Origin of the sequence: Niveispirillum sp. (assembly GCF_017996735.1) — a bacterium.
Classification (GTDB): Bacteria; Pseudomonadota; Alphaproteobacteria; order Azospirillales; family Azospirillaceae; genus Niveispirillum.
In genome coordinates, this window is the sequence record NZ_JAGOGJ010000006.1 from 1 (window position 1) to 24,208 (window position 24,208).

A 24,208-nucleotide genomic window follows, 5' to 3' on the forward strand; every position below is an offset into this window, starting at 1 on the left:
AAGGAAAGAAATTATAAGTTTTTTTCTAACAGATTCCACAGCGTCATTGGTTAACAACTGGAGGGCCCGAGCCATTCTCCGTCTTTCCATCCATATATCAACGGCCAACGCAGCACTATATTTACCTGCACGCCGGATTGCTTCACTGACATAGTCAGAAACGGTGAGCCCTCCTCCAATTTCTCCAAATGCCCCCGAAAAATGGATGACATTTGATAAGGCGCGTCCCGGGACAGGAGCAGAGGCACTACGCAGACCACCCCATAGGGCGGCATTATTCCTTACAGCCAACTCATTGACATGCTTCGCTGCGACTGTCTGAACCACGGGGACGCAAGCAACCGGAATATCGAATTTACTCATAATACCCCCAGCAATATTAGCATCCGGAGATGGGTATATCGAAATACACCGACCAGACATTTCTCCTTTAAATCCAGATTTAAGAATAAATGAAAGAACACATCTACTATCTCGTCCGCCTGTAATATCGACTACTACTTTTCTTTCATCACGATGCATCGCAGAGTAAACGGATTCAACATGCCGAGTTACGGATCTACTTGCACTCTCTAATAATTCCTCATAATTTCCGACTTTCACATTGCTAAATTTTATGAATTTCAGAACATGGCTTCCGCGGATTTTACACCCGAACGGAACCAACCTGATCTGCTCCACATGCGTTGAACCAGCAATGTTGCCGCCGAACACCATGTTCTCTATACATGAATCCAGGATGATATTTACATTCTCCCCATTTTTCGCCATGATAAACTGAATATACTGTATGTTGTTTGAAACCAACCACCCTGATCCTATCCGGCTCCAATAGAGTGGGAATTGCCAAAGAGCATCAACAATCATATCGAGACCATCGGGTGTTACAAACCCAACGCAGAAGACCCCACTGTCGGCTGATCTGGGGCCATCGGCGATCAGTTTATCAATGGTCCGACCCATCAATTTATCATCATATTTGGGCAGAAGATTGGAAAAATAATTTCCATCTATAGAAAACTGACCGTCCATGATATAGCATTTATCTTGAAACGAATCATAATGGCAGCCAGTCATGCACAATTGGAAACTACCAATTCGCCTAGCAGACCATTGATCTGGACTTTCAAGGGAAATTGATTTCAGGGACTCCGAAAATTCCAGAATTTCGATTCCGTACCCAACAATAAAGTCCATTTTTCTCTCTCCACGCTCGTTGGTATATACATTTATGCTTCACACGGTTTCAAAAAACCATTAAACTATAATTATTTAATGATATAGAATCTGTCTCATCTAACAATACGGGAAAAATCCCACTCTGCTGTATAAGACATACTGGTAGAATTGTCTGCTGGCACCGTAGAATCATCGGAATGTCCGCATTTCTGTATATAGAGGGAAATGATACCGGTATTCTCGGCCAACATGACGTCAATCACCGGCTCGTAATATCCGAGATCATCATCCCAAATGATCCATTGTTGCTCCGGTCGCACAATGTAATGAGGCGGTTCGAGTACATCCGCAAGAAGACGGCCGCCTAGATCACCGCTTCGGTATATGACAATAACCCGACCATCGGGCAAGGCAGCGCACACAGGTCGGCTATAAGCCAAATAGAGAGTACCCTTACCATTCAATTCTACTGAGTTTTCAAACTGGCTGACCTGCCTGGTACGCCACGTACCGGTTCTAGCTGGCCAGAACGCATGGACCTGTCTGGATCCGATCGTAGAGGCCCAGGAGGCAACGCCAAAGGGGCGGCCGTCCGGCAAGCGTGTCGCCCCTGACTGATTGCACAGTTCCCGACGCCATGGAACAGCGACAACCCGTTCGCTAATGGCGGGCGTCACCGGCGCGAAAAGCTTGACCCCGTCATAGGTCGTGTAGGTGCGATCGGCTAAATCCGCTTCCAGATAATCTACACCGATGTTGCACACACGCGTCCGGGCGCCAGCCAGCGACTCAGAACGCCAGACAATAAAAAAACCTATCCTTCCGTCACGCGGACTGACTGCGGTGCTCAGGTAGGGACCTGCTGGCCAGGCATTCTGGCAGATGCCGCTGACCAGGAGGAAGGATTGCTGGTTCCACGCCCCGCCAATGTCGTCATATTGCGTGACGCGCCAAGAAGAGCGCGCCGGAACGCCATGCCTTGCCATGAAAAACAATCCCCCACGGCCATCCATGACGAAGGACGGATAACTCAGCCGGTCATCGGACGCGAAAGGATCGGCCCCATCAGTATACAATTTCAGCGTGTTTTCGATTTCTTCTACGCGCAGGTAAAGCGGGCGGCCGACATGGGCGCCACCGGCCACATGGATGCATCCGTCGTTGTCGATACCCAGCGTCAGGCTGTAATGGGCGTCATGAGGAAGCGCCGGGGCATCCGCAGTGATCATTGCACAGGCTGAAGAACCGATGTCTCGTGCGAAGACCACAACCTTTCCGTCCGCATCATAGTAACATCCGAACTGCCTTCCCTCCCTGGAGACCAAACCGAATTGCCTGTATGTCATGCCATTCAAGGCATTTCCCGCCCATGCCGGACCAAGCGGGCATAGGGTAGACGGTGGCAAGACGTTCCTGGTCATGCCGCTACCTTGTTAACAGACTTGGCCCGCATACCCAGCCGAATAGGAAGATCATGCCACAGGCGGGCCTTGGACAGGATGAAGCCGATATCTTCCCGGCGGGTGACGGGGTCCGTATCCTTGATCATCACACACCATGTATCAGGCAGATAGGCCTTGATCCTGTCAACGATGTCCACGCCATAGACACGATAATGTCCGTGATCTTTCGGATTGGGATAACCCCAGTCAGCGGTCTTCTGTCTCTCTGCCGGGTTGGGAACAGAGACGAAGGCGAAGCCCCGCGTACTGGTGATCCGGCATAATTCGGTGAAGGCCGCACGATCATCTTCGACATGTTCGATGACATGATTGCAGACAACGACGTCATAGGCGCCGACAGGCAGGGGAATCTTTTGAAGGTCGTATGAATTGCGCTTCCCGTATATTGATCGATCGCAACGGCGAAACCATTTCTCGTCGATCGACGGGTCCAAGCTGAACTGCAGGGCAATAAGGTCCGTGAACAACGAGGTATCCAGACGGTTGAATATCGACCGCAACGCACGGTGCCGTTCAAGTGACCCGCATTTCTCGCATGTCGGGGGAATGCCGTTGAAGCGCCGCCCGCCGGGACCGTCACGGAACGCCGTCGAGCCGCAAATATTGCAGGCACTCAGGGCTATATTCTTAAGAAACTTGTCCAGTTGCATCGTCATATCGCTTGGGCCTCCACAGTTTGCCGGGCAGCAAAGGGAACGGGTTCAAAGCTGGTGAAGCGCGGCGGCGGCTCATGCCCGGCCTGAATGATTTCGATCATCTGCCATACCTGTTCTGGCCATACGGGAACGTTGGATCGTAGGAACCGGAAGCGCTGCCGCCCCGTCCGGCCTTCGGAAAGCATGCGGACACGGTCGAGGAATGCCGCATGTGTCGGGGCGATGAATATTCCTGGGTCGTTGCCATGGATGTTGCCCACATCGGTCGTCACCACCGGCCGACCGAGTGCCCGGTACACATAGATTTTCAGCGGATTCATCGAATCCGTCAGTTCGTTGGCAAGGTGGGGCATGATGGCGATATCGAACCCGGCACCGATCCGTTTCGCCTCTTCATATGGCACCGCGCCCGTCATCATCACGTTGCGGATCGCGCCCAGCCCCTGCGCCTCCGCATTGCCACCGGTGGGCCCCACAAGGATGATCCGGTAGTTGGGGTTGGACGTGGCGAGCTTGGTGATCAGGTCGATATCGATCCGGTCGCGCAAATTGCCGATATAGCCAATACGCGTCACGTCCTGACCGGGAAAGAAATCAATCACGTCTTCCGACGCGACGGCCAGGGGCTCCGCCGCATTCGACACGACATGGATCGGATTGTCGACCAGGCTTGCGAAACGATCGGCAACCCCGGTGCAATTTGCAAAGACGCTGTGCGCCGCAAACAGAACCTGCCGGTAATTTTCCTGCAACTGCGCCCGGAATGTGGGGGTGGTGGTGAATGAACGTTGATCGTCAATCAGGTCGGCCACGATATGTTCAAACCGATGGGCCACGGTAACGGCATCAAAATCGAAGGCCACGGGGCAGACCCACAAGATGGCCTCCCGGCTCAGCCCCGCCGCCTTGAAGTCAGCTTCGAATAATTCGGCGAGATCCTTACGCCGGGGCAGGCCGGCTCCTAGGAAGTTGCGCCCCGCGTCGTCGTAGATTCGGGTGATTCGGCGGATCGACAATCCGTTGTCCAAGCCCAGCCAGCGCTTGAGGACGTTTTTATACACCAGCGCATCACCGGTCCGCTCGGCAGCAGCCTGCAGTTTCTGCACGGCCTGCAGGCTGATGGACGCATCATATTGGAACATCCGGCCGACAAAGCCGGATTTCATCATATATTTGATGAGCATATCGGACCGGCGGCCGTACAGGCCCGTGTCGTTCTGCTTCCACAGGAACACCATGTCCCGCCCGACACCCTGATTGACAAAGGGCGCCTCGACAGCCGGCAGCAGATTTGCAACGGGCCGCGGGAGCAGAGCCCGGTCGAGCACCTCCACCATTTCCAGGTCTGGCGATTTCGCCTGACCGATCAGCTCATAGAGCGGTTGGCTGACCGATCCGACCGAGAAGTGGCAGAGAAATGTGTCACGGATGCTGGCCCTGTCCGGTACCCGGTCCAGCAATTCCCGCATCTGCGCAGACAAGGCGCGCTGGTCCCGGATGGCGATTCCCGGCAGCCCCTTCAGGTCGCGAAACGGCGGGAGGTCCTCCAGCAGCACAGGCACGCCCATGGCCAACGCGTCGCTCATCTTCGCCGGGGTCTGATAGGCAGCGACGGGCGATCCGGCTTCGGACGGCAGACAGACAAGATCAGCACAGGCGATCAATTGCGGTAGTTGGGCAAAGGGCACACCGTCCGCCTGCGCGATATTCGCCATCATTCCCCGGAGTTCGGTGCGCAAACTCGCGTCATCAATGGGGCCGACAAGGACAAAATGAACCGACGGATCGTTCAATTCGACAATCGCCTGGGCAATGCCCAGGACACCCTTATGACGCCGGATCGTGCCGGCAAAGAGCACGATACGATCTGATTCCGAGTAGCCGAGTTGTGCCCGAATTTTCTTGCGGTCGAACTTGCCGGGGTCGAATACTGTTCTGGAACGGGCATGCCGGATGATGGTCCCGCCGAACCGTTCCTTCAGGGCAATGCTGGAAACGGTCCGGTTTGGGAACTGATTGATCAGATTCTCAGCGATCTTCGTCGCTGCGGCGCCATGCGCCTCTATCCGCCCCGCCTCCAGCGCCTCCAGCAGACCCGCCGGGGTCATCTCACCTCCACTATCCTTGAAAAATGCCATCTCGTGGTCATCAATATCCAGAATGACCTTGCAGCCGCTGATTCTGGACAAGCGCCAGCCAAGGTAAAGGCCAGGCCAGCGGGGTTTGCAGATGTGGACAAGATCGTACCTCTTCTTGCAGAGGGTATCGGCGAACACCACCAGATCCTGAAAGGTGGCAACCGGTTGCGTGATGGTGGTCAGGTCCGGCTGACCGGCCAACGGCTTCCACAATGCGGTACCGAACTTCGCGAACAAGGGGCCGATCAGGTCGACTTCGCTATAGAGTGCCTTCAGGCACTCCACCAATACGAAGGCGCGTCCCGCCGGGTTGTGGGCCAGATCCCAGCAGACGACCGCGGCCTTCGCCGCCTTGTTCCACCGCCGGTCGATGGGGGCTGAATTCTCCGATCCCAAGGTCAGCTTCGCATGCAAGGCAAGCTCTGAATTGCCCAGCACCCGGACCACGATCCGGTGGGTCTTTCCGTCAACGAACCGGGATGGCTGCACCGGGATAGAAAAGCCACAGGGCCCAACCGCAAACCCCGCAGCGACCACATCGGGGCGTTCCTGGTCAACAACGCCGGCAGAAACAAATTCCCCGTCGATCTCCAATATCAGATGACGCTGATCGGTCTTCGCAATCCATCCATGAATACAGCCTTCGTGAAAGACATCAATATTCCCGATCATGACTAATACCCCATCGAATCAACTGGATTCCTTGCAGCTACGATCGCGTCGGAACACTCTGATGCAGTGCATCAACGAACTCTCGACCGGGCCGTCGAAATCCGTCACCGGAGGCGTATCCAGCAGCGCAGATGGACCTGCGGCTCCTGGTCGCTCCCTTGGGAACGGCTCCCGCCGCCGGGTTTCGCTCACGGGCCCGCGCGGGCACAACGACTTGCCGTGTGGTGCGGAAATGCGGCCGCTCCCGCCAAACAGCTTTTCATGTCTCGCCCTTTCGCTTGAAGATTTTTATCATGGTCAAATTCTATGCTTTTGCTTGACGCGAAGTGACATAACAGTTCTTCCGCACGGGGGCCGACGGTTCGCTTCTGCGCGCCCTTGTCTCCATCAGGAAATTACCGTTTCGGTAAGATAATGTAAACCATATCGTTCAGGTGACCTTACTGAATCGGTAAGATAGAATTGGCCCATGAGCGCCTTGAGACACATCCGCGAGCAGCGCGGCCTGACCCAGCAGCAGTTGGGTGACTATATCGGCACGACGAGCGTGACGATCTCACGCTATGAGAAGGAGGATAACCGTCTGACGCTACCGGTCCTGCGCCGCTTGGCGAAGGTCCTGCATTGTCGTGTCTCCGACATCATCGGCGAAACCCAACTCGAAGAGCCCTTTCCCGAGATTGAGATGCTGGCAGCCGTTAGGGCAGTCGGCGGCGCCGAGCGTATACGCGGCGCTGTGCGATCGGTTTGCGAGTTGCTGATCGCCGGTGCGCCGGACCGCGCTCTGATCGCTTCACGGATGCTGGTCCTGGAACTGGAAATGGCGCTGGCGGTTGCTCAATCGGAGGGGACATCCAACCCCAGCACCACATCCAAGTCGAGTTGACGACCCATCCAGAAATCCTGGTGGATGACACGATGACCGGTCCTGACCAACGGGGCCCGTACCCGCATGGCAAATCCCCCGGCGAACGCCCCCCAGTCAGGCAATAGCTCAACCAGCCCGGCATGGCGGATATGGATATAAGATTCAGCAAAGCGATTGCTACGCAGCGCTTGCAGTTCTTTACCAGCGATCCAGACCGTGATTATGGATGATGGTCGCCGGAAATCGGGAATAGCATGAAACATATAACGCTCCATCACTGTTAAAGAGTGGCGGATGGAGTGGAACGAACCACCTTTACCGGGATACCTTTCTAACCGTTCTGGTATATGTTGGAAAGAATGACTAACCCTATATATACCAATACGGAGTTGGACAGCTATTAAAATTCTCTGTCCTGGCGTCTAGGTCGGTGATCGTTTCAGCCCGCCTTTTGCAAACATAAATATGCGTTACTGATACAGATCGACGGTTCTTACATAAAAGATAAATTCACACGTCTCTAGAAAGCAGCCATTTGGCTGTCATCCTCGACGCACTCAAGAAGATCGATTGTTTTCTGTCTCCGTTATCTTTGTTGGGGGCAGTTTTGTACGGTATGGACAGGAGCACAAGGTCATAAATTCACCTTGACATTCCCCGATTCTGAGCGTCAGAGCGATCGCTGATAGCCCTGATGGAATAGGCCCTGATCAGAGCCTGTCCATCGGTACGGGCCCCCAGCTTCTCCGTTGCGGCTCTCAGATATCCGTAGACAGCCTTCTCCGACCGTCCAATGATCTGCGCAATCTCCTTGGGTCCATATCCACTTAGCTGATGTTCCAGGACGGTTTTTTCCTGGGGGGTCAATCCCACCTCTGCCCGCAGCAGACGGCCATGCAACTCCTCATGGTAGGCCCTGACCAGCATGTTGACGCCCCACCCGACATTTCGCCAATGGTCATTGATCTTCTCCTGCGTGATGGAAGAGTGGGCGCAGATGCCGATCCCCCCCACCCCGGCACCGGCGAAACCCGCCAAGGGCAATGTGTGGCCGACACACAACCCCGCTGACTCCGCAAGCCAGCCGTCGCATGCCCGCTCCATCGGGTTCATGATGGCATGAATGGCCGGGTCACCCCACAGGATCACTTCCGTTTGCCGGTCACACTGCCAAGCATAGAAATCCTGATCGACAAAGGGCTGGCTGGTCTTCAGATAACGTTCCATGAAGGAAATCGAAAGTGTCGTGCGGAAGCTGACTTCCCGCGATATCCGTTTCTTGAGGTTTCCCACACCCCACCCGTAAATGTAATTCCCGTATCCCAGACGATTTAGGGCTGCCTGCATAATTTTATCGGCTTCGACCGCCGTATCGGCGGACCGCAGACGCTTGACATGCTCGCGGGCGACATCATCGTATCGGACCGACATATACGGCCTCCCATGAATGCTCTAATGGACGATAACGGCCGCACAATTCCCCAACAAGCTGAATTCAAGGTGAAACGCCGTAAAAGCCGAACATGCGCTCCGGTGTGTTGTGCCCGCTGAGCCAGGGACCAGACCAAGGGTGAACGGTGACCGTCAATGAACAATTCCTTCCACCGCCGTATGGTCGGGTTTAAACAACCGGCGTCCGGTTTTGCGTCTGGGGAAACAGGCCCATGGGGAAACAACCTCGCCTACTGACCATCGCCACCCTGTTGCTTGTCGCGGCGACGTTCCTGCTGGGTAGCATCGGCTGGTTCAGTCATGGGGACCTCCAGACTCTACCCACGCCTGCCGACCGTCTTCTCGAAGCGCTTTTCCGGACGTTGGTCAGTTTCAGCCCGGACGGGCTTTATGTGCAGGAAGAGCCGCGCCTGACCTGGCCCCTGCAGATCGCCCGTTGGACGGGTGCCTTGTCCACCCTCATCGTCCTGCTTTTTGCTGCCGTCACATTGCTGGGTGAGCGATATGACGCGCTGAGAACACAGCGGCGGCGCCATCACCATCTGCTGATCGGCGCCACGACATTTTCGCTGGTGCGGGCCGAGCGGCTGGCCTGTCAGTCGCAAAAGCCGCTGACCGTCCTTGTCCCGGAGCAGGAACGGGAGCGGATGAAGGCGGCGGCCCGCCAGCGCTCCACACGCATCGTCGCCATGGAGGATCAGGAGCTTGCCAGCCTGCCGCCACTGGCCGGGCGGGACTTCAGCCATATCGATCTGGGAAGCGCCTCGGCGGATTTTAATCTGACCTGGGCCCGCACCCTGTCCGGATACCAGCCGGCAAGCTGGTCGATCCGAATCGAGGACAGTTCCATCGCCCGCGACTTCGAACCGCTGATGCCCTGGCTAGGCCGCGCCGAACTCTATTCGGTGGGGCAGATCGTGGCGCGCAGTCTGGTTTCGGCTATGGACCTGCCTGGCATGGCCCTGATCAGGGGGCAGGAACGCATCCATGTCGTTCTGATCGGCATGGGCAAGACCGGGGTCAGCCTGATTGAAACCATCGCCCTGTGGTGCGCCGGCACCACCGACCGACCCATCCGGCTGTCCGTCTTTGACAACGAGATCGAGGCCGCACGCACCCGCCTGTTCAGCGCCATGCCGACGCTTGGCGACGTCCTGGATATCCGCTTCCACGCCGTCGATGCCCGCTTGTTCAGTGCCGGCCAGGGGCTGGAGCAGTTGATCGGGGTTGAAAGCGAACTGCCGATTACCGCCATCGTCGTCGCCACGGGCAATGACGCGCGCAATACCGGCATTGCCGTGCGGCTGCGTCAGGTGCAGTTGCATCGCATGCAATTGCGCGCGCCGATTTTTGTGCGCAACCAGTCCATGCCGACCGTCGCACCAGCACCCGTCACCGACCTTAGCGGCGGAACGGTGTTTTTCGGCGGGCTTTCCGTCGGCGAGGCGGAGGTGCGGATCGAAGACCGGATCGACAAGATCGCGCGGGCCATGCACGACGCCTGGCTGCGGGGCCAATCGGTGGACCAGCAGGCAGCACTGGCCTGGAACCGGTTGAGCCATCAGCAGCGCCGCGCCAGCATACGTGGCGCGGAAGGCATCCTGGAACTGCTGCGCACCGCAGGGCTGTCCCCTCCCGTCCAGGCGGGAAATGCCGATGGTGCCGCAGCCCCGGCGGACACCCATGCCGGTTTCGCCATCGCCGCGGCGGCGGCGACCGCCATCCTTGCCGACACGGCGGTGATGGAACGCCTGTCACGATATGAACATGACCGGTGGCTGGCCGAGCGCCGAACCGATGGCTGGCGTCAAAGCCCCACGGGCCGGCGCGATGATGAAAAGAAACTGCACAAGGACATGGTTCCCTGGGAGGAACTGAGCGCGGAATCGAAAAGCAAGGACAGGGGCAATGTCGAACTGATCCTGCGCCGATGCGCGGAATGGGACGATGGCGGTGCCTGCTGGCGCCGACGCCTGAGGATCGGCCTTGTGGGGCGCCTGCATATGCGACAGGAGGTCCACCCGGACCGTATCCAGGAACTGCTGGAAGCCTGGATGCGGGAAACCGGCCGGCCGGCGGAACAGTTCGACCTGGAGGTGGTGACCCCCAACGCGCCGGGTTTCGACCGGACGGGTGCCGCAGCCCTGTTGACCGCGTGGGAGCATATTGCCGGCCGCAAGGGGCGGCTGCTGCGGCTGGAGGCGGCGCGGCCCGCGATGCTGGATACACTTGCCAAGGTGGATAAGGCGGAATGCCGGCGGCAATCGGCCCTGCTGGACCGCGCGGCGGCGGAGACGCGGGTTTGCGACATGCGCCCTCTTGGCATGTCCGACGCCGATATCCAGGGGTCAGACACCCTGTTCAAGCAGGCCCGCGCCGGTGTGGAAACACGTCTGGACGCCCTGTGTGATCTGGTGATCGTGGCGATGGAGGGCGATGACAGAAGCGAGAGCGGGGCGTTCCTGAACCAGCGCCTGCAAGCGGGACGCGCCTGTCTGCGCTTCAGTTGACGGGAAAACCCCAGACAGGGCCGGAAGGGAATGTCGCGGCCGATTCGGCCCCCCTGCGGGACTGCCGCCCTGCCTTGAGGGCAAGCTTGACAAGCCGGCATCGCTGTTCGACAAAACGGACCCGGCATGCGCCACCAGGCCTGATCAGGCAGGTGTCGCCCCTGCCCCCCAAAGGCCCAAGATCGGCGGATGGCCAGTGGTCAGCTCAATCCTATCCGCGACACTGGTGTTGGTTGCCCCGCTGTCGGCAACGGTCAGCCATGCCCACTGAGATCCGGCACATCATCTTCACCAATGACGAGGTGATCCGCGCCGTGGTGGATTATCACCGCCGCGCCGGCAATCCCTTGCCGTCGGGCAGCATCATCCGCCTGGAAATCCAGACGGAGCCGCAGGTGCGCTGCGCCCTGCATATCGGGCTGGATGACGGCAACCGCCAGGTGAGCTGGATCGATAATCCGACCCTGGCCGCCTGTCTGATCTTCTATTGCATCAATCAGCGCATTCCCCTGCCCACCAAGTCGGCCAAGCAGTTGCACATGATGAACGACAAGGTGACGCTGGTGGTCCACAAGAATGCCCAGACCGACCGGGGCGGCGCGCGCGTCGCCTGACCCGTTGGCTTGGCTTCACACGGCACGGGCCGCGCGGCGGCAGTCGCCGGCCTTCAAGGGGCATTCCATGCCCCTTGGTCTTTTGCACCTCAGGCGCCGGGCGCCGCCATCCGGCGGCTTGGCTTACGCGCCATCTGGCGCGGGCCGGCAGTCGCCGGCCTTCAAGGGGCATTCCATGCCCCTTGATCTTTGTACCTCAGGCGCCGGGCGCCGCCATCCGGCGGCCTGGCTTACGCGCCATGTGGCGCGGGCCGGCAGTCGCCGGCCTTCAAGGGGCATTCCATGCCCCTTGGTATAAGACGCATTTTATTAAATGTTGCAGTGCGGTCAGGATGGACAGCCGTGCCCAAGCGGCGCACCATGACCGCTCCTGTCCAACATGGTGGTCACCGCCCCATGCCTTCTGGTACGGCCAGTCTGTCGCAGCAGCCAACGGCTGCTTTCCAGGATCACCCGCCAGCCCTGCTGCAGCCTTTGCTGCCCTGGTGGCGGGCCTTACCGCGTGAAGGGGGCCTGCCCTTGTGGTCGGGGGAACTGGTTTTTGACCTGAAACCCTGGCTCGGTCACCTGCTGATGGCGCGCTTTCCCCGCAGCGGGGCGGAGGCACGCTATACATTATATGGTTCCGAATTGGTGGAATTCACCGGCCGCGACCTGACGGGCCGTGGCCTGCGCGATGCCAGCAAATCGCCCGGCTTCCGGGTCACCGCCGAATCCTATGTCACAACCCGTCAGAGCGGCCGCCCGCACTGGAGCCGGATCCGTGTCGACCTGCCCGGCGGGGACAAGGTGCGGTATGACCGGTTGCTGCTGCCCTTCGGCTGCGCCGACGGCGATGCGCGTGTATTGGGCGCCATCCGTTTCGATCAGCGTCTGCCCCGGTTCTGGGATGCCGACGACATGCATCTCAGCATCGAGCAGGAGGCATTGCTGGCCTAGAATCCGGCCGGTCGACATGACGGCGTTTCAACCGGGCGCGCCGTCGCTTCACCTGGAACCCTGCCATCCGTCGTGATTAATGCTGACCGTCAGCCAGACCGACGATGCCCTTTCGCGCCTCGCCCAGGGCGCAGCTCAGCCTGAACAGCCAGGCATCGTCCAGGACATGGTCGGCGGCCACTTGACCGCGCCGGCGGGCCACCGCCAGACGGGCGGCCCAGGCCTGGGCCAGCAGCCGTTGCCGCCGTGCCTGCCCCACCGCCAGATCAAGGACATCATTCCCCGCCATCAGGGCCGCAAGCCGCTGCCGCTGCGGGGGACGCCCGTCATAACGGGCATGTAAATCATCCAGAAGGGCCAGCGTGTCAGGGGACGGCAGGGGGCAGGAAGCGGTCATTGGGGGCGACTCCGGCATGGAAACACGGCATGCGCGGAGGATAGACCGGTAACGGCCCCCTGATCAATGATTTTATTCCTAGGACAATCAGGCCGCCAAATCCGACTCCCAACCTGTCTTGCGACTCGGGTCACCGCACCCAGGACAAGGGGATCCATCACTAGCAGTTGGGGGTGGTCGCGTCGCAGACCCCTACTGGCTGGCCCACATGATGCGCGCGATCCAGGCGACATCGCCCATGGCCAGGGACCGGTCGGGATGCGCACGGTTCAGAGAGGTCAGTTCCAGCCGATTGGCCGTCTGCCGCGCCAGTTGCTTGGCCATCACCTCCCCGTCGCGCGTGCGCACCACCACCCGGTCCCCCCGTCGCACCGAGGCGGCAGGGGAGATGATGATGATGTCGCCGTCGCGATAGACGGGCTCCATGCTGTCACCCGACACTTCAAGCGCATAGGCATGATCATCGGTGACATGCGGGAATTCCAGCTCATCCCAGCCATTGCCGGCCGGATATCCCGCGTCGTCGAAATAACCGTCATTGCCGGCCTGGGCATAGCCGATCACCGGCACACGCCGCAGGCTGGGCGGCGGCGGCAGCGGCGCATCGCCGCCCCCGCCCCCTTCCCCTGTCATGCCGACAAAATCGGTGAAGCTGCTGCCCGTCGCTTCCAGCACCTTGGCGATGCTTTCCGTCGAGGGCCAACGCAGCTTGCCATCTGGCGTCATGCGCTTGGACTTGTTGAACGTCGTCGGATCCAGGCCGCCACGCTTGGCGAGCCCGGAAGCGGAGAGGCCATGTCGCTGCGCCAGCCGGTCGATGGCCCGCCATATGTCGGAATGTTTCAGCATGGGAGTCTTATCCCAGAAACCCCCTTGCCTGTCCCTAGGATAATTTTCACTTATCCGTTGACATAGGAATTTATCCATGCAGTCTTAAGGGAAATTACCTATCGCCCATTGTCACGAAAGGTTCTTCGATGACCCGGACCGCATGCATGCCCGGCCCCCTGCCGCGCGCCTTACCCCCGTTCCCCCTTGCCGGGACCACCCCCTTCGACAGCGTCGAGGAGGCCTGGTTCTGGTTCATCTCGGCACAGGAAGCCAAGCAGGCCGGCGCACGGGTGAAGGCGGGGCAGGGATTGATTGCCCGTCCCTGCGAACCGTCCGACATCCTGGGCGTGGTGGACCGGCTGCACCGCCAGCGCCGGCTGCTGCGCGACCATCTGTTGGTCCTGGCCCATTATGGCCGGCGCCAGATGGCACCGGAGGCCGACCGCCGCCGGGAGATGCGCGACCATGGCCTGTGGGTCGAAGCCTTGTCGATCCTGGCGCCGGTCCTGCGCGGCAAGGGCATCGTGCGATGAGAGGGCCGGCCCTGCTGGTCTTCTGCCACGACACGGAAATCGCCTGGCTGCGCCTTCTGCGCCCCGGCTTCCGGCATGTCTTCGTGGCTCTGCCCGTTGCCGGCGGCTGGGTCACGCTGGACCCGCTATCGACAAGGCTGGAGGTGGAGTTCCATCCCCTGCCCGCCGATACCGATCTGGCCGCCTGGTTCCGCACGCGCGGCCATTCCGTATTGCCAGTTTTGTTATGCCCGCCCCTGCCGGCCCAATGGCCGCTGGCCCCCTTCACCTGCGTCACGGTGGCCAAACGGGTGCTGGGCATCCGCGCACCGTGGGTTCAGACGCCCTGGCAGCTCTACCGCCATCTGGGCGGCGACCCGCCTGCCCCCACCCCACAGAAGGAGTGTCCGATCTTGGCCCGCCTCGTCTCCTCCCCCAAACCGCGCCCAACCGTGGTGGCGGCCAGCCCCGCCCCGGCTGCGACGCTATCCCTTGCCAACCCCGCTCCGGCGGTCGCGACCGGCCCCGCCGCCCCTGCTTCCACCGCCGCCGAACAGAGCCTGCTGCGCCGGTCCACGGGGCGGGCCGGCACGGTGCTGACCGGCTGGCGCGGTGTGCTGGCGCCCGGCGCCCTGGCACCGGCGCGCAAGACCCTGCTGGGGGAATGATCCATGGCCCTGTCCGAACAGACACAGACCCCGCCCGACCCGCTGGCGGCCAGCCTGCTGGACCGCCATGCCCGCGCCGTCGCCCGCCGCGCCGTCTGGGAACCGCTCTGGCGGGAATGTTATGAACATGCCCTGCCCCAGCATGCCGGCTTCGATCCCGGAGCCACGCCGGGCACGCGGCGCGGCGACCGCCTTTATGACGCCACCGCCGCCGACGCGGTGGACCAGTTGGCGGCCTCGCTGCTGGCGCAACTGACGCCGCCCTGGTCGCGCTGGATGGGGCTGGCCCCTGGCCCGGCGCTGGATACCGAACTGGCGGCAAGCCTGTCGCCCCTGCTGCTGGAGGCTTCGGAAAGTTTCCATGCCCAGATCGATCGCTCCAACTTTGCGGTGGAGGCGCATCAGGCTTTTTTGGATGTGGTGACGGGCGGGACCGGCTGTCTGCTGGTGGAGGAAGCCGCCCCCGGCGCCCCCTCCGCCCTGCGCTTCACCGCCGTGCCCCTGTCGGATCTGGTGCTGGAAGAGGGGGCGGAGGGCCGGCTAGACCATCTCTACCGCCGACAGCGCCTGTCCCTGGCCGAACTGGCGGCACGGGTTCCGGTGGACCGCATTCCCGAGCCGGTGAAACGCGACGGCGCCGCCGACCCCTCCCGCCGCTTCGCCATGATCGAATCGGTAATGGCGGAGGGAACGGCCTGGCGGTGGCGGCTGCTCCTGGCCGATGGCGACGAACCCGCATTGCTGGCCGAGGGCCGCTTCACCGACATGCCCTTCATCGCCTTCCGCTGGCTGAAGGCCCCCGGCGAAACCTACGGCCGCAGCCCCGTGATGAAGGCCCTGCCCGACATCAAGACCGCCAACAAGGTCGTCGAACTGGTCCTGAAAAACGCCTCCATCGCCGTCACCGGCATCTGGCAGGCTGACCAGTTATATTTTCCGGTATATTCGCGCCCTTTCCAGAATGAAGCCATCCTATTGAAATAGCGTGGTTTTTGGCGTGAAAATCGGGCCGTTGGCAACGTGGGTAAACGACGGAATATTCCGCTTGCTGCTTACGTGGTGCTTACGGGCTGCTTCCAAGAGGGTGGTGTGATGCCGAAGATCACGAAGAAGCTGGTGGATACCCTGGAGCCGGGGGAACGGGACATTTTCGCCTGGGATAGCGAGCTGCCGGGCTTCGGTCTGCGGCTTACTCCGGGCGGCTCCCGGACCTATCTGGTTCAGTACCGGGCTGGTGGCCGGTCCCGGCGGATGACGATTGCCCGGCATGGCGTCATGACCGCCGAAGAAGCGCGCAAGGAAGCCAGGAACATCCTGGCCGATGTAGCGCGGGGCCTGGACCCGGCGGAGAAGCGGGCGGAACAACGCCGCGACCTGACCGTCGCTGAATTGTGCGACCTGTATGTCGCCGAGGGCATGACCACGAAGAAGCCCTCCACCATCTCCACTGACAAGGGCCGGATCGAGCGGCATATCAAGCCGCTGCTGGGCAAGCGGCAACTGCGCTCCATCACGCGGGCCGACATTGAACGGATGCAGGCAGACATTGCCGCCGGCCGGACGAAGGCGGACATCAAGGGCGGGTTCAAATCCCGCTCCATCGTCACCGGCGGTCGGGGCGTGGCCACGCGCACCTTGGGTCTGCTGTCGGGGATATTCCAGTTCGCGGTGAACCGCTCGCTCCGGCCGGACAACCCAGTGCGGGGAGTGAAGCGGCACGCCGATAAGAAGATGGAGCGCTTCCTGTCGCCGGCGGAGATGGCGCGGCTGGGCAAGGCCCTGGCCGATCTGCTGGACGACGGCACCAACGCCCCGCCGGTGGGTGTGATCCGGCTATTGATCCTCACCGGGTGCCGGCGGGGTGAAATCACAGGCTTGCGGTGGGAGTGGGTGGATTGGGAACGATCCTGCATCCGCTTCCCAGACTCCAAGACCGGGGCCAAGGTGGTGCCGCTGGGGACGCCAGCGCTGGAGCTGCTGGCGGAGATGAAGCCGGATCGGACTGCCGGGCCGGTCTTCCCTGGACGCGGGCGGGATGGAACCACTACGGCCGTCTATCAGGCCTGGGAGAAGGCAAGGGAACGGGCGGGACTGCCGGGTGTCCGTATCCATGATCTCCGCCACAGCTTCGCCAGTGTGGGCGCGGCCGGCGGTGATAGCTTGGTCGTGATCGGCGCGCTGCTGGGACACCGGGACACGGGCACGACGGCGCGTTATGCGCACCTGGCCGATGATCCCCTGAAGGCAGCAGCCGACAGGATAGCGGGGAACATTGCTGCGGCTATGAGTTCCCAGATTTCCATCTTAGCTGACAGTAAGCGTTGATCGAATTCCATTGCATGACTACACCTATTTGATAGAGAAATAACTCTGGCACATGATATTAAGCGCATGATGTAAGGAATATTATTATGCCATACGACGATAATGCGGTGCAAAAACCAAATGAAATAGTATTCATAGGCAGTTGGGCCTCTGATGAAGATTTTTCCATTCACCCAAAAGGCTCTCAGCCGAAGTCCACTGTTGTATGTCCGGACCCTGCCCCATTTGACTTTCTCATTCCAGGCCATCAGTACATATTTAAAACTTCGAAGAAGAAATGGCAAGAAATTCAACTTTGGTCGGAAGTTATATCATACAGGATATCCAAGATAGCCGGGATAAACGCACCCCCTTGCCACGTCGCTGTTAACGAAAACACGGGTGAGGTTGGTGTTCTCATGGAATTTTTCTTCGGATACCCATTGGAGGCCGAGCCTCAGCGTTTTATTCATGCATCAGAATACTTAGCGCGCTTGCTATCCGATAGAAAACGAGGTCGCCCTCATGAGCTGAGAACGAATCTTCGATTCTGTCGGGCCCTTAAACTTCCCGATCCAGAAATTTGGTGGGCTCAAATCTTGGCATTTGATGCGTTGATTGGAAATACAGACCGACACCCTGAAAACTGGGGATTTCTGGTGAATCAATGCACGGACGGAACACAGTCATTTCGATTCGCCCCGGCATTCGATAACGGGACCAGCTTGGGATACGAGCAGTCAGAAGATAAGTTGGGGGCTCTGTGTGAAAACGCGTCGCTATCGAGGTATGTGTCGAGGGGAACCCATCATTGCGGATGGAACGCTTCTGAAGATGGACCGTTACCCCATATGTCGCTCTGCGCAAAATACATCTCTGCCTATCCGCGCACTAGCGCGGAGATGCGAAATGTGATTCGATTCGAAAGGGGGCAGATCACCGCAATCTGTGACGAGTGCGCTGAGTTTGATGTGGGCGTTCGGTTCACGCCGGCTAGAGCGAGATTTGTTGCAGCGCTTGTCGAGGCTCGTAGGGCTGCACTTGCGGAGATTCTGGGAGGGTACAATGGCGAATTGGATTGAGCGTGTTTCCGAACCGCCAAAGCTTTTCCTGGCTTGGCAGGCGCCGGATCATTTACAGTATCGCTTCAGGTGGGCTGTGGGCATTATCGCTCCGCATTCTGACGGGCTGTCTTTGCGCTACTTTGAAGATGGCGTCGAGTTTGAACAGCATAACCAAGGTCAAACGTATGCGAAGCTGCTGAGTTATGGGTACAAGGGATATCCTGCGTTCAGCACGAAGCGCCTGCTCCACACTTCCGGTGTCGCCGATGTACTTGTTAGGAGGCTTCCCCCTAGCACTCGACCAGATTTTTCCGAATACAAGAAGCAGTTTCGAATTCCTTCGGAAATGAACTTGCCTCTTATATCTCTTCTTGGCTCCACCGAAGCAAAGCTTCCTAGTGACGGCTTCTCTGTGGTCGACCCACTGGATTCTAACGCGCAATACTGCGATTTAATGTTGGAGATCGCTGGATTCCGATATTATTCGGACACTTATACCCCAACAATCAATGAGCGTATTGAGGTCCTTGCCGAACCCGACAATCGATATGATGCTGGGGCCGTTAAGATATGTGCTGGTGGCAAGAAGATTGGGAATATTAATCGGCTTCAAGCGCCAACTTTTCTAAGCTGGATTAATAGTCGGAGCATAGAAGGAAATATCGAACGGCTTAATGGAAAGCCGACGAGTCCGAGGGCGTTTATTTTTGTTCGCGTTAGGCCAGCTGTGGCTACGCTAGCTGCTGAATGAAGATGTCAGAATCCATTTTGGCTGCTTGACGAAAGCGAACAAACATGGAACAAGTTGGGCGTCAACGCCCGAAGTGTGTGAAGCCCGCCCGGTTATGCCGTGGCGGGTTTTTCTTTGTCTGTGCGGCGGAGCCGGACGCCCGGCCCTTCGCCGTTCTCTTGGATGAAGATTACGCCGGCCGCTTCAAGGGCGGTGCGAATGGCTGTGAGGGTGCTTTGTCGGGCAGCACCTTCTTCAAGTTCAATTCGCGCAACGGTGCGTTCGGTGGTTCCCGCCTGATTGGCAAGTTCCTCCCGTGACCAGTTAACGAGGCCGCGCGCTGCTCTAAGCTGGGCAGGGGTAATTGCATCTTTCATGAAATACACCGTTGCGAATTTCATGAAAGATGACATATCTTCTGCAAGTACACAAGCGGCCGGGCAGAGAGTTCGCACCTCCCTACCCGGCCTAACCACAACCGACCTTTCACGGAGGCGCGGCATGGCTACTGCCGTCCATAGCACGACTTTGCCCGGATCGCCCATTGTCCACCTGCTGAGCCAGGCCAGCAGGGCTGATATCGAGGCGGCCATAGAAGCCCTTATCGCTCGTCTGGATAGTCTGGACGGTGACCCGGACCTTGAACCGGAAACGGACGGCTGTGATGCCCATGATGATATCGGCACCAGCAGCGCCTTTTCCCGGCTGCTGGGTGATGATGGGCGGCCAAGGGATGCCGACGATACCGAAGAGGATAACGAGGACATGTGCCCGGCGGGTGACCATGGTGGGCGGTTGACGCCGCGCGCCTATCGCCCGCCGATTCTCATCCTGGCACGACCGGACCAGCCGGAGGGCAATGGTCAATGGGTGATGGTCACCCGGACGGGTGAGGTGGTGTCATGCTGACCCGCCGCCACGCCCTTTCCGTCGTCGCCAGTGCCGCGCTGGTGCCTCCGGCTGCATCGGCGACCATCCACCCCGATGCTACCCTGTTGCAACTCGGGGATCAGTTCGAAGCCGAATGGGCCAAAGAGCGGGAGTTGTGGGCCGCTTCCCATCTTCACCCCTCGCCCGACGTCATCGGCAACGCCATCGCGGAGCAAGCTGAAGGCCAGAGCGACCGAACCGGCGAACTGGTGAAGCGGATTGTCAACATGCCGGCTCGGACATTGGAAGGCATCCGCATCAAAGCTCGTGCCATCGCCTGGACTCACAGCGAGGAGCCCGTCGAAATGGACACGTTTGGCGAGACTACCGACTGTCGGCTGGTCGCCAGCATTTTGATGGATCTGGAGCGTTTTTCATCCACCGCATAGGTGATTTTGCCCCCTTATTTTGTGGGAGCAAAATCACCTCTTGAAATTATCAAGAGGCTGCTGTACCTCTGGTTAATGCCAAGAGGAAAGGAGTTCCCATGATCCCCCCCAAGTTGACCACCGTGGCCGCCTGCCGTGTGGCCCGCATCGACCGTGACCGCTTCAATGAGCATGTGGCCGCCGGCCGCTTCACCTGCGCCCCAAATACCATTCCCGGCCGCGCACGTCTGTTCGATCCTAACGATATGATCGGACTGTGGCTGTTTCGGGAGTTGATGGATGATGGCTTCGAGGCCGCGCGGGCTGGCAGGATTGCGTGTGAAGTCGCAGATGCCGCGCGGCGGCATCCCGAGACGCGCGCGATTTCCTATGTGGAGGATTACTTCGTCCCTCCCAGCGGTTCGGCTTTCCCTGCTGACCAAGTGCCCGCAGCTTCTGAATGGCACAAGGTGACTTTCAGCGGAACCGACATTCGTAAGGTCACCACGTTCAATGTCGGCAAGCTGCGTGAGTTGATCGCGCACTACACCGAGGAAGAGCGTTCCATCATAGGCGAACGCGAATAATCCAGCAGGCAGGGAGCATGGCTTCCTGCCTTTAACCGAAAGGCCATTTTAGATGACGACCATGACCGGTCGGCCGGAAGACTTCCGGCCGCAAACGCCCGAGCTTTGCCTGCCGCTGGCCCTGCGAAAGCCCCGGCTGCGTCGCTGGGAGGCCAGCGAGTATCTGGAGACCGCCCACGGCATCACCATCGCTCCCGCCACGCTGGCGAAGCTGGCGAGCATCGGGGGCGGGCCGCCCTACCAGAAGAGCCTGAAGACGCCCCTCTATCCGCGCGACGAGTTGGACACCTGGGCTTTGGCCAGGCTGGGCAAGCTGCGCCGCTCCACCAGCGACACGGGGGAATGATCATGCACCTTGAAGCCATCAAGGCCCATTTGGCTTGGGCACGCGAAGCGGCCGACCGTGCCCAACGTATCCAGGACGCTCCCCACGCCACCCGGCGCCCGTCCAGGATGGCCGCGGTGGCCGGTAACTTCGCCGCCGCCTACGAACACATGGATCAGGCCTATCAGGCCATGGAGGCCCTGGCGGTTGCCCATAGTGACAACAGCGTCCTGGCACTCGAAGAGCTGAGGCAAACCATCGGCTTTTTGGAACGCATGGTGGAGAAGTATCGCCGGGCCGTGCTGGCGGCGAGTGTCCTGTCCGTTCATGTGCATGACCTGGAGGTCGGGATGCTCCTCGATCTGGACACCGACACGCACATTCAGACCGCCGGCCACGCCTGATATCGCTGGAGGAAGTCACCCATGGGCGCCCTCTCGCCCTCCATCACCACGAAGCTGGCCAAGATGCTGCCCATGCTCGCGTCGGATCGGGATGGGGAGGTCGTGGCCACGGCTGCGGCTATCGGACGGGTGCTAGCCGGTGCCGGTGCGTCTTGGCACGACGTGGCCGCCTTGCTGTCTCTTCCTCCCGCTCAACGGCCCGCCACGGCCGAGCGACAAGCATCCTCCATGGCCTTCAGCTTCATTCACCTGAGCCCGGAAGGCGCCCGACGCAGGGTCGCCGAGTTGCTGGCGGGGAGCGGCTGGAACGACTGGGAGCGCCGCTTCCTCACCGATATGGAAAACCTGCTTCGGGGCAAGGCGCGAAACCCGTTGTCCTGCAAACAAGCCCAGCTTCTAACGGATCTGTACTGCCGTCATTGGGGTGTGAAACCGTGAGCTATCGTTTGATCGACATGGCCTGGAAAGCCCGTGGCATCCAAACCACGGCCAAGACCGTCCTTGTCCGACTATGCGGCTTTGCTGATGACGATGGCGGCAATGTTTTTCCGGGCCTGCGTCGGGTTGCTGACGACTGCGGCCTGTCGGAAAGGGCTGTACGAGAACAATTTCGCCATCTGGAAGAAATCGGGCTTTTGGCTCTGGTGGAAGAGGGTGATCCCCGTTCCCATCGTCCGCGCACCTACCGGGTGGTGGTTGAGCGTTTGGAGACTATGAACGCTTCCCCACCCCCTGGGGAACAAGGTGCCCCAGCCCCCGGCACCACATGCCCCACCCTGGGGCATGATGTTCCCCACCCTGGGGCGCCAGATGCCCCACCCCCCGGCACCACGTGCCCCAGCCCTGGGGCGCCACGTGCCCCCAAAAAGTCAGTAAGAAAAATCATAGAAAGATCAGCAGGGGATTCCGTCATATCGCAGGCTGTGAACGATCAGTCCCAGGGAGACGACCCCGAAAAGCGTTTTGAGGAGCTCTGGGCCGCCTACCCGTCCAGGGGGGACAACCCCAATCCACGCAAACCGGCCCGAGAGAAGTTCCTCAAGCTGGTGAAGGCCGGCACCGCCCCCGACGAGATTATCCGGGGCGCGCTGGGCTATGCCGCCGCGATGAAGCGCAAGCAACAGGCACCTGAATACATCCAGCAGGCGGTGACTTGGCTGAACCAAGCGGGGTGGCAGCAGTACGCCAGCCCCCAGGCCAATGCCCCGCCGCATGCCGCCCGCCGCCAAGCCGCCGCAGAATCTGTCTTCGATCTGGTGAACACCCAATGAACATCTCCGCCCCAACCGATCTGATCACCCTCCCCGCCATCCAGGCTCTGGTGGACCGGAACTGGAGCCAGGAAACCGAACTAATGGTTCTGGCCGCGGCGCTGAACCTGCCCCATGGCTTCGCGTTGACGGTTGGGCACTGCGATGCCGGCGACTTCTTCGACCCGATCCATGCGGCACTATTCACCGAGATCGCGGATCGCCGCACCCAAGGGCGGGCGGTTGACGCGGCCCTGTTGCGGGAGCTGGCGGAGAGGATGGAAGCTGAAGGACAAGCGGGGGTACGGGATCTGCTGCGGCATCTCACGGGCACGCTGGTCCTCGCAGCCAATGTCACCGGCTATGCGGAAGATCTGCGCAATCTTGCCCGTCGGCGCCGGTTGATGGAGGTGACGTTGACAGCCTGCCAGCGCGCAGACCGAGCGGAGAACATCGACGACCTGGTATCCGCCACCATCGCGGAAGTGGAGGGGTTGGTGGGTGGCGGCAAGGCGCGACACCGATTCGAGGTGCTGCGCCAGGTGGTCAGTGGCTTGGAGCGGCCGGGCGCGATCTTCTCCACCGGCCTGCCGTCGCTGGACAGGGTCATGGGAGGCGGTTTGGAGGTTGGTCGGTTCTACGCCATCGCAGGCCGCGGCAAAGCCGGCAAGAGCCTGCTGGCAGGCACGATCAGCCATCACTTGAACCGCCGAGGCGTGAAGCACGCCTATGCCGCCCTGGAGATGGGAGCGGCGGAGATCGAGACACGGAAGATCGCCCATGACCTGGGCACCAACAGCCTCGCCCTGCGTGGGCAGGTTGGGGCGGCATTGCTGGGCAAGGTCGGCACCTATGCCGCAGAGGCTCCCGACCACATGATCTATATCGACATGCCCGGCGGGACGATGCAGCAGCTCCGGGCCGAGGTGATGGCGGCACGTCACAAGCATCGTTGCACCGGCATCATCATCGACTACTGGCAACTGGTTGGCGGCCGGGATCGGGCGGTATCAGAGGAAGAGCATCTGCGCATCGTTGCCCAATGGCTGGCCGCCGCAGCGAAGCGGCTGGGCATCTGGGTGTTGGTGCTGGCACAGCTTGCCGACGATGGGGAGGCGCCCGCCGTCTGCCGTACCGGCTTGAACCGGAATGCCGACCAGCTCTTCTTCATCCGAGGCGAGGCTGACAGTCCCGATCGCTGGCTGGAGATGAAGCTGAGCCGGTTCACGCCGGTGGCCGATATCGGCGGGCCGGATGCCCCGGCTTTCCGCATCGAGGGACCGGGCCCGTTCTTCCGTGATCTGGCCGCATAGTCATTCCCAGTAAGTGTAAGTAAACACCCGAAAA

Annotated in this window: 26 protein-coding genes and 1 pseudogene; 19 read left to right on the forward strand and 8 right to left on the reverse strand. The window is 60.1% G+C overall.

Features of this window, described 5'->3' with window-relative positions; all coding sequences use genetic code 11:
• From KBA48_RS03695 to KBA48_RS03710, 4 genes are all read right to left on the reverse strand, one after another.
• Positions 1–1,197: hypothetical protein (locus KBA48_RS03695; protein ID WP_292903644.1), on the reverse strand; the 1,197-nt coding region annotated here is incomplete at its 3' end.
• A gap of 95 nt (positions 1,198–1,292) precedes the next feature.
• The gene (locus KBA48_RS03700; RefSeq protein ID WP_292903760.1) at positions 1,293–2,525 is read right to left on the reverse strand and encodes a BNR-4 repeat-containing protein; all 1,233 of its coding nucleotides are present in this window, start codon (positions 2,523–2,525) and stop codon (positions 1,293–1,295) included.
• A 71-nt stretch (positions 2,526–2,596) separates the two neighbouring features.
• On the reverse strand, positions 2,597–3,298 hold the full coding sequence (locus tag KBA48_RS03705) for a methyltransferase domain-containing protein (protein WP_292903645.1): 702 nt from the start codon (positions 3,296–3,298) through the stop codon (positions 2,597–2,599).
• Complete coding sequence (locus KBA48_RS03710; protein ID WP_292903646.1) at positions 3,295–6,108, reverse strand: glycosyltransferase; 2,814 nt, start codon at positions 6,106–6,108, stop codon at positions 3,295–3,297. Before KBA48_RS03710 ends, KBA48_RS03705 begins: the two co-directional genes overlap by 4 nt.
• Before the next feature lie 469 nt (positions 6,109–6,577).
• Here KBA48_RS03710 and KBA48_RS03715 point away from each other — a divergent pair, with 469 nt between their 5' ends.
• A complete protein-coding gene (locus KBA48_RS03715; protein ID WP_292903647.1) occupies positions 6,578–6,994 on the forward strand; it encodes a helix-turn-helix transcriptional regulator in 417 nt (138 codons plus the stop codon).
• A gap of 624 nt (positions 6,995–7,618) precedes the next feature.
• Here KBA48_RS03715 and KBA48_RS03720 read toward each other — a convergent pair.
• Positions 7,619–8,407 carry a helix-turn-helix transcriptional regulator gene (locus KBA48_RS03720; protein WP_292903648.1) on the reverse strand — a complete coding sequence of 263 codons (789 nt, stop codon included), beginning with the start codon at positions 8,405–8,407 and terminating at the stop codon, positions 7,619–7,621.
• 233 nt (positions 8,408–8,640) lie between these two features.
• On the opposite strand from KBA48_RS03720, the gene KBA48_RS03725 reads away from it, so the two are divergent.
• The 3 genes from KBA48_RS03725 to KBA48_RS03735 all read left to right on the forward strand — a co-directional run bounded on the left by KBA48_RS03725 (position 8,641) and on the right by KBA48_RS03735 (position 12,491).
• A complete protein-coding gene (locus KBA48_RS03725; RefSeq protein WP_292903649.1) occupies positions 8,641–10,938 on the forward strand; it encodes a RyR domain-containing protein in 2,298 nt (765 codons plus the stop codon).
• Positions 10,939–11,198: 260 nt separating this feature from the next.
• Positions 11,199–11,552, forward strand: a complete 354-nt coding sequence (locus tag KBA48_RS03730) for a hypothetical protein (RefSeq protein WP_292903650.1) — start codon at positions 11,199–11,201, stop codon at positions 11,550–11,552.
• Positions 11,553–11,948: 396 nt separating this feature from the next.
• Positions 11,949–12,491 (forward strand): hypothetical protein, encoded by a 543-nt coding sequence (locus KBA48_RS03735; protein ID WP_292903651.1) that lies wholly within the window; start codon positions 11,949–11,951, stop codon positions 12,489–12,491.
• 76 nt (positions 12,492–12,567) lie between these two features.
• Here KBA48_RS03735 and KBA48_RS03740 read toward each other — a convergent pair whose 3' ends face one another.
• Together KBA48_RS03740 and KBA48_RS03745 are read right to left on the reverse strand one after the other, a co-directional pair.
• Positions 12,568–12,888 (reverse strand): hypothetical protein, encoded by a 321-nt coding sequence (locus tag KBA48_RS03740; RefSeq protein ID WP_292903652.1) that lies wholly within the window; start codon positions 12,886–12,888, stop codon positions 12,568–12,570.
• Between the two features lie 192 nt (positions 12,889–13,080).
• The gene (locus KBA48_RS03745) at positions 13,081–13,737 is read right to left on the reverse strand and encodes a helix-turn-helix transcriptional regulator (RefSeq protein ID WP_292903653.1); all 657 of its coding nucleotides are present in this window, start codon (positions 13,735–13,737) and stop codon (positions 13,081–13,083) included.
• A 146-nt stretch (positions 13,738–13,883) separates the two neighbouring features.
• Here KBA48_RS03745 and KBA48_RS03750 point away from each other — a divergent pair, with 146 nt between their 5' ends.
• From KBA48_RS03750 to KBA48_RS03775, 6 genes are all read left to right on the forward strand, one after another.
• Positions 13,884–14,252: a hypothetical protein gene (locus KBA48_RS03750; protein ID WP_292903654.1), complete on the forward strand. Its 369-nt coding sequence runs from the start codon at positions 13,884–13,886 to the stop codon at positions 14,250–14,252.
• Positions 14,249–14,899, forward strand: coding sequence for a hypothetical protein (locus tag KBA48_RS03755; protein WP_292903655.1), 651 nt, complete (start codon positions 14,249–14,251; stop codon positions 14,897–14,899). The genes KBA48_RS03750 and KBA48_RS03755 overlap by 4 nt, the downstream gene beginning before the upstream one ends.
• A gap of 3 nt (positions 14,900–14,902) precedes the next feature.
• Complete coding sequence (locus KBA48_RS03760; RefSeq protein WP_292903656.1) at positions 14,903–15,883, forward strand: portal protein; 981 nt, start codon at positions 14,903–14,905, stop codon at positions 15,881–15,883.
• A 108-nt stretch (positions 15,884–15,991) separates the two neighbouring features.
• On the forward strand, positions 15,992–17,224 hold the full coding sequence (locus KBA48_RS03765; protein WP_292903657.1) for a site-specific integrase: 1,233 nt from the start codon (positions 15,992–15,994) through the stop codon (positions 17,222–17,224).
• 86 nt (positions 17,225–17,310) lie between these two features.
• Complete coding sequence (locus KBA48_RS03770; RefSeq protein ID WP_292903658.1) at positions 17,311–18,285, forward strand: HipA domain-containing protein; 975 nt, start codon at positions 17,311–17,313, stop codon at positions 18,283–18,285.
• Positions 18,269–19,018: an HIRAN domain-containing protein gene (locus tag KBA48_RS03775; RefSeq protein ID WP_292903659.1), complete on the forward strand. Its 750-nt coding sequence runs from the start codon at positions 18,269–18,271 to the stop codon at positions 19,016–19,018. Before KBA48_RS03770 ends, KBA48_RS03775 begins: the two co-directional genes overlap by 17 nt.
• A 92-nt stretch (positions 19,019–19,110) precedes the next feature.
• Here the strand turns inward: KBA48_RS03775 and KBA48_RS03780 are convergent, their stop codons facing one another.
• Entirely contained in the window at positions 19,111–19,398 is a 288-nt protein-coding gene (locus KBA48_RS03780; protein WP_292903660.1) for a helix-turn-helix domain-containing protein, read from the reverse strand.
• A gap of 100 nt (positions 19,399–19,498) precedes the next feature.
• On the opposite strand from KBA48_RS03780, the gene KBA48_RS03785 reads away from it, so the two are divergent.
• From KBA48_RS03785 to KBA48_RS03825, 9 genes and pseudogenes are all read left to right on the forward strand, one after another.
• Complete coding sequence (locus KBA48_RS03785) at positions 19,499–19,906, forward strand: hypothetical protein (RefSeq protein WP_292903661.1); 408 nt, start codon at positions 19,499–19,501, stop codon at positions 19,904–19,906.
• Positions 19,900–20,316, forward strand: coding sequence for a hypothetical protein (locus KBA48_RS03790; RefSeq protein ID WP_292903662.1), 417 nt, complete (start codon positions 19,900–19,902; stop codon positions 20,314–20,316). Before KBA48_RS03785 ends, KBA48_RS03790 begins: the two co-directional genes overlap by 7 nt.
• Positions 20,317–20,414: 98 nt before the next feature.
• The gene (locus KBA48_RS03795) at positions 20,415–20,882 is read left to right on the forward strand and encodes a hypothetical protein (protein WP_292903663.1); all 468 of its coding nucleotides are present in this window, start codon (positions 20,415–20,417) and stop codon (positions 20,880–20,882) included.
• A gap of 52 nt (positions 20,883–20,934) precedes the next feature.
• Positions 20,935–21,228 carry a hypothetical protein gene (locus KBA48_RS03800; RefSeq protein ID WP_292903664.1) on the forward strand — a complete coding sequence of 98 codons (294 nt, stop codon included), beginning with the start codon at positions 20,935–20,937 and terminating at the stop codon, positions 21,226–21,228.
• 2 nt (positions 21,229–21,230) lie between these two features.
• Positions 21,231–21,611, forward strand: a complete 381-nt coding sequence (locus tag KBA48_RS03805; RefSeq protein WP_292903665.1) for a hypothetical protein — start codon at positions 21,231–21,233, stop codon at positions 21,609–21,611.
• 21 nt (positions 21,612–21,632) lie between these two features.
• Complete coding sequence (locus tag KBA48_RS03810) at positions 21,633–22,049, forward strand: hypothetical protein (RefSeq protein ID WP_292903666.1); 417 nt, start codon at positions 21,633–21,635, stop codon at positions 22,047–22,049.
• 17 nt (positions 22,050–22,066) lie between these two features.
• Positions 22,067–22,189 (forward strand): annotated as a pseudogene (locus KBA48_RS32995) (hypothetical protein); the annotation flags it as partial.
• A 345-nt stretch (positions 22,190–22,534) separates the two neighbouring features.
• Positions 22,535–22,882, forward strand: a complete 348-nt coding sequence (locus tag KBA48_RS03820; RefSeq protein WP_292903668.1) for a hypothetical protein — start codon at positions 22,535–22,537, stop codon at positions 22,880–22,882.
• A complete protein-coding gene (locus KBA48_RS03825; protein WP_292903669.1) occupies positions 22,879–24,174 on the forward strand; it encodes a DnaB-like helicase C-terminal domain-containing protein in 1,296 nt (431 codons plus the stop codon). Before KBA48_RS03820 ends, KBA48_RS03825 begins: the two co-directional genes overlap by 4 nt.
• Positions 24,175–24,208: the final 34 nt, after the last annotated feature.

Coding starts and splice junctions, on each gene's coding strand:
- KBA48_RS03700 (WP_292903760.1), bottom strand. CDS start 2,525: ATGACATACAGGCAATTCGGTTTGGTCTCCAGGGAGGGAAGGCAGTTC.
- KBA48_RS03705 (WP_292903645.1), bottom strand. CDS start 3,298: ATGACGATGCAACTGGACAAGTTTCTTAAGAATATAGCCCTGAGTGCC.
- KBA48_RS03710 (WP_292903646.1), bottom strand. CDS start 6,108: ATGATCGGGAATATTGATGTCTTTCACGAAGGCTGTATTCATGGATGG.
- KBA48_RS03715 (WP_292903647.1), top strand. CDS start 6,578: ATGAGCGCCTTGAGACACATCCGCGAGCAGCGCGGCCTGACCCAGCAG.
- KBA48_RS03720 (WP_292903648.1), bottom strand. CDS start 8,407: ATGTCGGTCCGATACGATGATGTCGCCCGCGAGCATGTCAAGCGTCTG.
- KBA48_RS03725 (WP_292903649.1), top strand. CDS start 8,641: ATGGGGAAACAACCTCGCCTACTGACCATCGCCACCCTGTTGCTTGTC.
- KBA48_RS03730 (WP_292903650.1), top strand. CDS start 11,199: ATGCCCACTGAGATCCGGCACATCATCTTCACCAATGACGAGGTGATC.
- KBA48_RS03735 (WP_292903651.1), top strand. CDS start 11,949: ATGCCTTCTGGTACGGCCAGTCTGTCGCAGCAGCCAACGGCTGCTTTC.
- KBA48_RS03740 (WP_292903652.1), bottom strand. CDS start 12,888: ATGACCGCTTCCTGCCCCCTGCCGTCCCCTGACACGCTGGCCCTTCTG.
- KBA48_RS03745 (WP_292903653.1), bottom strand. CDS start 13,737: ATGCTGAAACATTCCGACATATGGCGGGCCATCGACCGGCTGGCGCAG.
- KBA48_RS03750 (WP_292903654.1), top strand. CDS start 13,884: ATGCCCGGCCCCCTGCCGCGCGCCTTACCCCCGTTCCCCCTTGCCGGG.
- KBA48_RS03755 (WP_292903655.1), top strand. CDS start 14,249: ATGAGAGGGCCGGCCCTGCTGGTCTTCTGCCACGACACGGAAATCGCC.
- KBA48_RS03760 (WP_292903656.1), top strand. CDS start 14,903: ATGGCCCTGTCCGAACAGACACAGACCCCGCCCGACCCGCTGGCGGCC.
- KBA48_RS03765 (WP_292903657.1), top strand. CDS start 15,992: ATGCCGAAGATCACGAAGAAGCTGGTGGATACCCTGGAGCCGGGGGAA.
- KBA48_RS03770 (WP_292903658.1), top strand. CDS start 17,311: ATGCCATACGACGATAATGCGGTGCAAAAACCAAATGAAATAGTATTC.
- KBA48_RS03775 (WP_292903659.1), top strand. CDS start 18,269: ATGGCGAATTGGATTGAGCGTGTTTCCGAACCGCCAAAGCTTTTCCTG.
- KBA48_RS03780 (WP_292903660.1), bottom strand. CDS start 19,398: ATGAAATTCGCAACGGTGTATTTCATGAAAGATGCAATTACCCCTGCC.
- KBA48_RS03785 (WP_292903661.1), top strand. CDS start 19,499: ATGGCTACTGCCGTCCATAGCACGACTTTGCCCGGATCGCCCATTGTC.
- KBA48_RS03790 (WP_292903662.1), top strand. CDS start 19,900: ATGCTGACCCGCCGCCACGCCCTTTCCGTCGTCGCCAGTGCCGCGCTG.
- KBA48_RS03795 (WP_292903663.1), top strand. CDS start 20,415: ATGATCCCCCCCAAGTTGACCACCGTGGCCGCCTGCCGTGTGGCCCGC.
- KBA48_RS03800 (WP_292903664.1), top strand. CDS start 20,935: ATGACGACCATGACCGGTCGGCCGGAAGACTTCCGGCCGCAAACGCCC.
- KBA48_RS03805 (WP_292903665.1), top strand. CDS start 21,231: ATGCACCTTGAAGCCATCAAGGCCCATTTGGCTTGGGCACGCGAAGCG.
- KBA48_RS03810 (WP_292903666.1), top strand. CDS start 21,633: ATGGGCGCCCTCTCGCCCTCCATCACCACGAAGCTGGCCAAGATGCTG.
- KBA48_RS03825 (WP_292903669.1), top strand. CDS start 22,879: ATGAACATCTCCGCCCCAACCGATCTGATCACCCTCCCCGCCATCCAG.